The sequence below is a fragment of the Synechococcus sp. R6-10 genome (assembly GCF_047461815.1).
Taxonomy (GTDB): domain Bacteria; phylum Cyanobacteriota; class Cyanobacteriia; order Thermostichales; family Thermostichaceae; genus Thermostichus.
Window position 1 is genome coordinate 1 of sequence record NZ_JANSHW010000313.1, and the last position, 3,951, is coordinate 3,951.

Annotated in this window: 2 protein-coding genes and 2 pseudogenes; 1 reads left to right on the forward strand and 3 read right to left on the reverse strand. The window is 52.6% G+C overall.

Annotated elements, in window-relative coordinates; genetic code table 11:
- Nucleotides 1–395 (forward strand): annotated as a pseudogene (locus NW837_RS09375) (serine/threonine protein kinase); the annotation flags it as partial.
- On the opposite strand, the gene NW837_RS09380 reads toward NW837_RS09375, so the two are convergent.
- The 3 genes and pseudogenes from NW837_RS09380 to NW837_RS09390 form a co-directional block, all read right to left on the reverse strand.
- Complete coding sequence (locus NW837_RS09380; RefSeq protein ID WP_414330974.1) at nucleotides 392–1,111, reverse strand: hypothetical protein; 720 nt, start codon at nucleotides 1,109–1,111, stop codon at nucleotides 392–394. The pseudogene NW837_RS09375 and the gene NW837_RS09380 sit on opposite strands and share 4 nt — an antisense overlap.
- Before the next feature lie 232 nt (nucleotides 1,112–1,343).
- Complete coding sequence (locus tag NW837_RS09385) at nucleotides 1,344–3,311, reverse strand: tetratricopeptide repeat protein (protein ID WP_414330977.1); 1,968 nt, start codon at nucleotides 3,309–3,311, stop codon at nucleotides 1,344–1,346.
- A 201-nt stretch (nucleotides 3,312–3,512) separates the two neighbouring features.
- Nucleotides 3,513–3,951 (reverse strand): annotated as a pseudogene (locus tag NW837_RS09390) (glycosyl transferase family 1); the annotation flags it as partial.

A 3,951-nucleotide genomic window follows, 5' to 3' on the forward strand; every position in this document is an offset into this window, starting at 1 on the left:
CCCCCACCCCGCCTCCACCTCCTACTCCCACCGCCACACCTGCCCCGGCAACGCCAACGCCTGCGGCAGAGCTGGCCCTCAGCGGCGAGTGGCTTTACGAGGGAGGATCTTTTATCTGGCAGGGATCCCTGTGCAAGGTCAATGTTGCGGCTGGCGTCCAGGAAACCGTCTCCATTCGTCAGGAGGGCAACCAGATCAGCGTTTCCTCTCTCAGCTTTTCCGAACGCAGTGGCCAGCTCATCGGCAACCAACTTTCTGTCAGCGGTAAGGCAGCGGGTAGTGGCACCCCAACCATCACTTGGAGCGGCACTGTCAGCGCTGACGGGCGCTCGATTCGAGGAACGGCTACCTGTGGTAGCGCCAGCTTCGCCATTAGGCTCACACGGCAGAGCTAAATACCTACGCCTCCTCCCCGATCACCGCCGCCGCCGTCTTCCCTATCGTCTTTCTGTTGCCGTTGAGGCGGTGGAGGAGGAGCAGCAAAGCTTTCGCTCACAACTTCGATGGTGTAAGGGCCTCGCCCAGGGCTGCCCGGCCCAGCGGCTGGAGAGGCATTTTGCGCCCAGTAGCTTTGCACCTGGAGCAAGTAGCAGCGGTTTTGCCGCACGGGGATGGTTAGCTGAGAGGTGGTAAAGTTGCCAGGGGCAGCATCATCATTTACAAAAACGTCAGGATCGAATCTCCGGTTGCTGTCAAAGCTGCCGATGACCAATAGCGGGTCGAAAACCGGGCTGGTCAGCCGGATCGTAACCCCCGTAACGTTGGCTGCAGAGGGAAAGTAAAGAAACGCATCTGAATAAAAGGTAAACGTGCCGGGAGGGGGTGGGAATTCCCGGGCATTTCGAAAATTGCCCTCCTCATCAAAATAAAACTCCAAAAGGCTATTCGGCCCCAAGGTTCCACTGCGCCTATCCCCCTGTCGGCGGAGGCCAATCGAAGCGAAAAAGTCTGGGCTGAAGGCTTGTTCGCAGACGTTCACTAGAGGCGGTATTGTACTCCCTCCACTTCCTCCACAACCTGCCAAAACCGCAGCCGAGGCCAAAAGGCCCAAGAACAGCCTCTGCAGGGATCCCTGCGGAGCTCTAGAAGCATTCGATGCTAGCCCTGGCATAAGCACTCCTCCGGACACCGGATGTCAATGTTCCTCTAGATTACGATGCTCTGAGCAATTCTCAGCAAAATGCAGATCACTGACAGGATTTTCCCACGTTTAGGCTTGCACCGGCCTGGGGGGGCTGTTCCGCTGTTGACCTCGAGAAGGGAGCTTCAAGGGCGTAGTGGGGCCGTTGAGCCAATTTTGTCCTCAGGAAGGGATCCAGAGCAAAACCCTTTTTCGCAGTGGGCTAACCACTACTGGCGTCGGGCTTCCTGGTGAGGAAGAAATGGGCCAGGGCTGCCACACATTCTCGATCTTCGAAGAGTAGGTGGCATCGCTGCCGAACCTCCTCAGCCATGTGGTAGCGAAACTCAGAATCGGATCCCAGTTTTACGGCCAAATCCTCATAGCTTTTCAGATCCGAGGCAATTAAGCTGTCCAGCTCCATTCTTTTGAGAATGGCATAGGTATGCCGCCCCCGCATCAGCTTTCCAGGGCAAGTGATCACAGGCAATCCGACCGCAACGGCCTCTAAGGTGGTGATCCCACCTGACCAGCCATAGGAATCTAACATAAGATCGGCACAGCGGTTGAGATCCAAGTAGTCTTGATAATCCAATCCGGGCAGGATCAGGCAGTGGTCTTCTACATTGAGGCCATACAAAGAAAAAGCCCGGGTGAGCCGTTCCCGAAATTGTCGGGCAATAGCAGCATTGGGTAGAGCCAAAAAAACAAATTGAGCGTTGGGCACTCGCTGAGCAATAGCGGCAAAAAGATAGTCATATTGGGGCAGATATTTACCCAAGTATTGACAAGCTAGGTAAACCACTGCGTTTCTGCGCAGGCCGAAATCCTCTCGATAGCGCTTTTGCTGAGGCAAAACCGGCTTTTCGAAGCAAGTGCCCAAATGAGGTAAACGAATCAGGGTTTCACTATAATGTTCTTGAGCATCCTCTGGCTCCATTAAATCGCTGGAGAGGAAATAGTCAATCGTAGAAAGTCCAGAAGTTATAGGATGAGCCCAAGTGGAGCACTGTATCGGTGCCAGTCGCAGGGAAGCCAGTTGCAGAATAAGAGGTGAAAGACCAATCTCCAAATACACCAAAATATCTAGCTGATCCTGCAGGATTTGTCGGGCTGCATCCTCAAGTCCGGTGGGAATGTGTCGAAACACATCGGCATATTGACGATACCGGTCTGTCATGAAATCGGTTCTGGGATCCAAGTGATAGGCGAAGACTTGAAACTTTCGCTCCGAGTTAGCCTGTCCATCAATCCAATTAGCATTTAGGTACTTAACCCAACCCAGAGATAAGCGACTGTAAGAGCAAGCTCGCATGGAAGCTGAGGCAAACCCAACTCGGATGGGATCCCCTGGTTGGGATTGGCAAGGAAGATATCTCCACTGGGAATAGCAAGCGTTGACTATACGTTGAACAAACTGGGCATATTTTTTCTGCAAATCCAGGTCGTTGTAGCCTTGGTACTGTAGGTAGTGATTGGTTCCCAGTCCTGATGCCCACAGCGCTGTGCGACGTTGCTCCTCCGTTTCTAGGGGAGTTTCCTCAATAAGACAATCCAGATGCTCGATAAAGCGAGCACGAAAGGAGTTGAGCTCTTCCTCACTCTGATAGACTGCCGGCAAGTAGAGATGATAAAACCAACGAGCCTGTTCTAACTGGGGATCCAAAGCCAATGCTTTCTCCAGGTGATCCAAGGCAACAGCGTGTTCTCCTTGATCTCGGTAGGCGATAGCCAGATTCAGATGCACCTCTTCCAAAGGGATCCCTGTCTGTTCATCCGAGTTTTCCAGTAGAGGATTGAGTAGGGCAATGGCTTCTTCGCTACGTCGCAGGTTAACTAAGATTTTTCCAGCTTGAAAGGCAGATCCAGCAGCGTGTGGATTCAGTTTCAGGCTTTGCTGATAACAGGATAGCGCTTCCTCGAGTTGACCCAAAGACTCATAGACGACACCCAAATTGTGGTGATACAGAGCCACTTCGGGATGTTGCTCAATGGCTTCTGCAATGAGAGCCGCTGCCAATTCCGAGTCTCCTCTGGCTTGAGCTACCGTTCCCAACAGGTGAAGGGCATCTGCATGCTCAGGAAAATCCGCCAAGATTTCGGAGTAAATAGCCTCTGCTTGTCGCAAATCTCCTGCTTGCTGGGCTTGGATCCCGGCTAGAAGTTTGTTTGTAAGTATCCAGTCTGACATCTACTACAAGATGGCTAGAAATTCTCCTGACTTGTCTGCCCAGTATAGTTTTTTCCAGTTATAGTCAGTTCAGTTGGGGATAAGATGACTTTACAGGCAAGATAACATGCAGGTAGACCTAAAGAGGAAGCTTAGATCTGAGAGAGAGTCGTATTTGTTCCGCTCCGTGGCTCATTTTTTTACTTTGTTCAGCTACTTTACCTAAACGTAAGCTCTGCTCAGGTAACAGAGACAGCCGTAGTTACCTTGAGAAATCTCCCCCTGCCAGAGGAGATGAGAGGGATCCAACATCTGGTCAATCTGCTTGCGGTCTTGCTCAGAAGTAAACTCCACGTAAATCACCTTGATGTCTTTGAGCTGCTCTTGCAAGCTGGTCAACACCTCCACCTCATCTCCACCTGTAGCCACCCTGAGCACATCGATGGGCTCCAAACCCAACTCCTTGAGGGCTGCCCTGGCTTCCCGGAAAGGGAGCAGCTGCTCCACTCCCCACTCGGCCTGAGGATCCTCCGGCCAGAGGCGACGGGTTCTGCAACTATCCTGCCCCGCCAGCCCCACCGAATGCACAAAGCAGTTGCCCAAGCTGAGAATATTCTGCCGCAGCAGGTGTAGAGCTAGGGGATCCACCTCGAAACAGTGA

Excerpts from the sequence above, each read along its gene's own strand:
- NW837_RS09380 (WP_414330974.1), bottom strand. The coding sequence starts at position 1,111 with ATGCCAGGGCTAGCATCGAATGCTTCTAGAGCTCCGCAGGGATCCCTG.
- NW837_RS09385 (WP_414330977.1), bottom strand. The coding sequence starts at position 3,311 with ATGTCAGACTGGATACTTACAAACAAACTTCTAGCCGGGATCCAAGCC.